7 protein-coding genes are annotated in these 4,178 nt (G+C 41.9%); 3 read left to right on the top strand and 4 right to left on the bottom strand.

Annotated features, from left to right (window positions below):
* Positions 1-80: 80 nt before the first annotated feature.
* Both ABZA00_RS16540 and ABZA00_RS16535 read right to left on the bottom strand, forming a co-directional pair.
* The gene (locus ABZA00_RS16540) at positions 81-245 is read right to left on the bottom strand and encodes a hypothetical protein (protein WP_372883254.1); all 165 of its coding nucleotides are present in this window, start codon (positions 243-245) and stop codon (positions 81-83) included.
* A gap of 109 nt (positions 246-354) precedes the next feature.
* A complete protein-coding gene (locus tag ABZA00_RS16535; RefSeq protein WP_372883253.1) occupies positions 355-579 on the bottom strand; it encodes a DUF1653 domain-containing protein in 225 nt (74 codons plus the stop codon).
* Between the two features lie 146 nt (positions 580-725).
* On the opposite strand from ABZA00_RS16535, the gene ABZA00_RS16530 reads away from it, so the two are divergent.
* Entirely contained in the window at positions 726-959 is a 234-nt protein-coding gene (locus ABZA00_RS16530; RefSeq protein ID WP_372883252.1) for a cell division protein ZapB, read from the top strand.
* 83 nt (positions 960-1,042) lie between these two features.
* Here the strand turns inward: ABZA00_RS16530 and rraA are convergent, their stop codons facing one another.
* On the bottom strand, positions 1,043-1,555 hold the full coding sequence (gene rraA, locus ABZA00_RS16525; protein ID WP_372883251.1) for a ribonuclease E activity regulator RraA: 513 nt from the start codon (positions 1,553-1,555) through the stop codon (positions 1,043-1,045).
* 254 nt (positions 1,556-1,809) lie between these two features.
* Positions 1,810-1,974: a hypothetical protein gene (locus ABZA00_RS16520; protein ID WP_372883250.1), complete on the bottom strand. Its 165-nt coding sequence runs from the start codon at positions 1,972-1,974 to the stop codon at positions 1,810-1,812.
* Positions 1,975-2,021: 47 nt separating this feature from the next.
* On the opposite strand from ABZA00_RS16520, the gene ABZA00_RS16515 reads away from it, so the two are divergent.
* Positions 2,022-3,242, top strand: a complete 1,221-nt coding sequence (locus tag ABZA00_RS16515; RefSeq protein WP_372883249.1) for an MFS transporter — start codon at positions 2,022-2,024, stop codon at positions 3,240-3,242.
* A gap of 26 nt (positions 3,243-3,268) precedes the next feature.
* On the top strand, positions 3,269-3,805 hold the full coding sequence (locus tag ABZA00_RS16510) for a redoxin domain-containing protein (protein WP_372883248.1): 537 nt from the start codon (positions 3,269-3,271) through the stop codon (positions 3,803-3,805).
* Positions 3,806-4,178 lie beyond the last annotated feature (373 nt).

The raw sequence follows: 4,178 nt of genomic DNA, 5'->3' as shown, positions 1-4,178 counted from the left end.
CTTCTTTTTTGCCTGTTTTTTTATATATTTCAGTATGTTAACGTTTCTGGATGAGAACTAGCTAGACATAAAACTACGTTTTAGTCTTTGTTATTGATTTGATTCAGAACGTCCTGTTCTTCACCACTTTGTGGCCAGCTAAAGCTGTTCAAAATCGTTCCATACGATTTTGTGTAATTAGAACAACTAGTTACTGCAACCAATGCCTTGCTTTCACTCATTTTTCCTACGCCTAAATAGATCATTTAATTAACGGAGTTGGTATAATGAAGCCTGAAGTCGATCCACAGGTTTGATACTTTAAACTTGAACCACAGGCTTGAGGCTAAGAGATAGCCTCACAACAGAGATTCTTCAGGCATCACCAACAAAAACAAATCGTGCTTGTTTTTTACCGTCAACTTCAACCTCTTCAATAAACATATCAAGCGGTCTTACCCATAAAGACTGGTTTCCATATAGCGGGCGATAAACCACCATCTTTTCTTCACTTTCGCTGTGTGTGGCAATTCCCTCAACCTGGTAGAAGTTGCCTTTATAGTGACGGTATTTTCCTGACTTAATCTCTTTTTTCATCATTTTTCGCTTAACTAATTTCTGGATTGGTATTATATCGCTATATTGTAATAATATATTCGGCAAATATAAAACAATGGTTGAATAAGCTAACCGGAATGCTTATTCTCAACGGATTCGCAGCATACATTATTTTAAGGGGAGCGTAGATGGAGTTTGATCTTTTAGAAAAACTAGAAAGTAAAATTCAAAATGCGGTAGATACGATTGCATTGTTACAGATGGAAGTTGAAGAGTTAAAGGAAGATAAGCAGGGTTTAGCTGAAAAAAGTGAGCAATTAAAAGCTGAAAATATCAGGCTAACGGAAGAACATCAGCAGTGGCAGGCGCGTTTAAGTGCCCTGGTTGGTAAAATAGAACAAGCGGAAGAAAGCGCAAGCTGAGAGCCTTTCTATACCTGGAACTCTGTATCTTCAGTAATAAAGCCCAATTAATAAAATAGTAATTGGGCTTTAACCGCCGCTATCTATGCAAGATCTTCTAAGTCTTCCACCTCTTCTATATCGAGAGGCTCAGGCGAAATAATAATACCTGTACTGTCTGCATACAAAATATCTTCAGGCAGGAAAGTCACACCGGCAAAGTTAACCGGGGAGTTGATTTCACCAATTTCCGTATCTTCAGCGCCAACCGGAATAGCTGTGATCGCCTGGATACCGATATCTAACTCTTCAAGCAGGTCAACTTCACGAACACAACCATTTACGACAATGCCTTCCCAGCCATTTTCGACAGCCAGTTCGGCAATATGAGAATTGATTAATGCCCGGCGTAAAGAACCGCCACCATCAACCAGTAATACTTTTCCGATGCCATTTTCTTCAAGTGTTTTGTAGATCAGACCGACTGATTCGAAGCATTTGATGGTAACGACTTCGCCGGCAAAAGAGTTGCGTCCACCAAAATTAGTTAACAGGGGTTCTACAACATCAACAGTATCAGCGTAAATATCGCAAAGAAGAGAAGTATTATATTGCATTATCAGGCTCGCCTATGGTTAGTATGATGTTATTGAGTATAAACTTAACTAATTCATTTACAATGTTGTTTTTACATTGAAAAAAATAGTTTGAAGTTTGCATGATAAAAATCAAACAACTTAAAAGCAAATGAGGTCAGGTGATAAAGATACTTGCTATGGACTCCCTTTACCTCGAAGCAGGTTATATCAATCAGACTAATTATCTGATCATTTATGCTTGTTAAAATAAATGCTAGACATAAAACTACGTTTTAGTCTTTGTTATTGATTTGATTCAGAACGTCCTGTTCTTCACCACCTTGTGGCCAGCTAAAGCTGTTCAAAATCGTTCCATACGATTTTGTGTAATTAGAACAACTAGTTACTGTAATCAATGCCTTGCTTTCATCCATTTTTTCTACGCCTAAATAGATCATCTAATTATCGGAATTGGTATTAATAATAATCTTATCAGAGGTCGACTATGAATCATGTAGGCATATCAGCTAATAACAAGCCGGTTATCAGCAGAGGTTTACTTTTTTTAATGTCCAGCGCTATCTCTGCAACGGTAGCAAACCTTTATTACAATCAACCTCTTCTTCCATTGATAGCAGCGGAGCTCGGGCTCAGTGGTGATGCTTTAGGGATGATCCCGGCAGCTAGCCAGCTGGGTTATGCCGCGGCACTGTTATTGATCTCTCCGTTAGGCGATAACATTCCGCGCAGGCGGCTTATTGCCATTTTATCTTTTTTTCTGATGGGCGCATCATTGTTAGCCTTTTCTGCAGATAGTCTGCTAATCCTAATTTTTTCCTGTTTTGTGATTGGCCTGAGTGCCAATATTACCCAGCAGCTGATTCCGTTTGCAGCTTCATTGAGCAGCGCAGAACAAAAAGGCCGTGTGATTGGTACCTTAATGACCGGTCTTACGATCGGTATTTTACTATCCCGAACGGTGAGTGGTTTCGTTGGAGAGCAATTTGGCTGGCGTGCAGTATTTGCTATGTCAGCAATCTTAGCCTTGATCTTTGCTGTTTTGCTACAGCTCTTTTTGCCACCCAATAAACCCGCTAACAGCATGTCTTACAGCATACTGATTGGCAGTATGTTTACCCTGGTAAAACAGCATGGGATTTTACGTCAGTCTACTTTTTCAGGCGCCCTGTGGTTTGCTTCATTTAACGCGCTATGGGTAACGCTTGCTCTGCATGTGAACGAGCCCCCCTTTGGCTATGATGCACAACAAGCCGGTATGTTCGGCATTATCGCGCTGGCCGGGGTAAGCGGCGCTAAACTTTCCGGTTTATTGGTAAATAGAGTCGGTTCGCGTAACATGATCACTATTGCTTTAGGGCTAATAGCTGCAGGCTTTGTTATCTCTGGATTCTATGGTGACAGCCTGGCTGGATTGATTGCGGGAATTATTCTGATTGATTTTGGTGTATTCAGTGCACAGGTTTCGAACCAGGTCAGGGTGTTTTCTATCGACCCTGCTGCACAAAGTCGGATAAATGGGATCTACATGCTTGGTTACTTCCTGGGTGGGGCCTTCGGCTCTCTTGCGGGTGTCAAAGTTTTTGCCCTGTGTGGTTGGAATGGCGTATCCGCTCTTAGCCTGCTGCTGATCACCCTGAGTTTATTGGTAAACAATACCTTCTGCCGTAGTAAAAAATGCCCTTCTGTTTCAGTAACGCAAAACTAAAGCCATAAAAATATAAAGAGGATATGATGACAAATTCTATAAAACTAAGCGCAGGTAATACTTTTCCGCTGATTGAAGCACAATTATTGGATGGTTCTTATATTCAGTTAGGTAAAGCCCAGGGCGATGCAACCTGGCAGATGGTTGTTGTTTATCGGGGTAAGCACTGTCCGCTGTGCACCCGATACCTGAACCTGTTAGAAGAGCACAAAGCCGCTTTGGCAGAAATCGGTGTGAGTATTGTTGCAGTCTCGGGAGATTCAAAAGCACAGCTGCAGGAGCACAGTGAACAACTGACGGTCAGCTACCCTATCGCTTTCGGTCTGACAGAAGAGCAGATGAAAACGCTTTGTCTGTATATTTCACAGCCCCGTTCCGAACAGGAAACTGACCATAACTTTTCCGAGCCGGGAATGTTTATCGTTAATGAGCAGGGAACCCTTCAGGCCGTTGATATTTCAAATGCCCCTCTGCTTCGACCGGAACTTGATGTTGTCGTTCGCGGTCTGACTTTTGTTCGCAGTCAGGATAACTATCCAATCCGGGGGACGGTTGCATATTAACAATGAAACCATCAGCGTGCTGTTATTCCAAATAAAGGAAGCGGCGGTAACCAGCATTAGAAAAACAGCGCGGGAGTGCCAGACACTGTTTCACGTGAAACAGTGTTTGCTTTATTTACCGACTAGGTTGGATATTATTTGTTATATACCCATGATACTTCAAGATGCAAAGTCAGCAAGGCAAATTGTGCCGAGATGCCAGGCATAAAATTGAAGTATAGTTATTCTACAGAGAAATTTTATAACAAAGCAGATTGGTGCAATTTACCTTGCCCTACGGGGCGCTAGCTCGAAAACCAGTGCTGCGTTGCACCAATCGAAAAGGGAATAACCATTACCTCATGTTGCGTCTTGCTCTGGTCTCCGAGCTCGT

This window comes from Psychromonas sp. (genome assembly GCF_041586535.1).
Lineage (GTDB): Bacteria > Pseudomonadota > Gammaproteobacteria > Enterobacterales > Psychromonadaceae > Psychromonas.
Note: the sequence above shows the minus strand (reverse complement) of the source record. Positions and strands in the feature narration are given on the sequence as shown.

Bases quoted from the DNA above. Each gene is read 5' to 3' on its own strand.
- ABZA00_RS16540 (WP_372883254.1), bottom strand. From the start codon at position 245: ATGATCTATTTAGGCGTAGGAAAAATGAGTGAAAGCAAGGCATTGGTT.
- ABZA00_RS16535 (WP_372883253.1), bottom strand. From the start codon at position 579: ATGATGAAAAAAGAGATTAAGTCAGGAAAATACCGTCACTATAAAGGC.
- ABZA00_RS16530 (WP_372883252.1), top strand. From the start codon at position 726: ATGGAGTTTGATCTTTTAGAAAAACTAGAAAGTAAAATTCAAAATGCG.
- rraA (WP_372883251.1), bottom strand. From the start codon at position 1,555: ATGCAATATAATACTTCTCTTCTTTGCGATATTTACGCTGATACTGTT.
- ABZA00_RS16520 (WP_372883250.1), bottom strand. From the start codon at position 1,974: ATGATCTATTTAGGCGTAGAAAAAATGGATGAAAGCAAGGCATTGATT.
- ABZA00_RS16515 (WP_372883249.1), top strand. From the start codon at position 2,022: ATGAATCATGTAGGCATATCAGCTAATAACAAGCCGGTTATCAGCAGA.
- ABZA00_RS16510 (WP_372883248.1), top strand. From the start codon at position 3,269: ATGACAAATTCTATAAAACTAAGCGCAGGTAATACTTTTCCGCTGATT.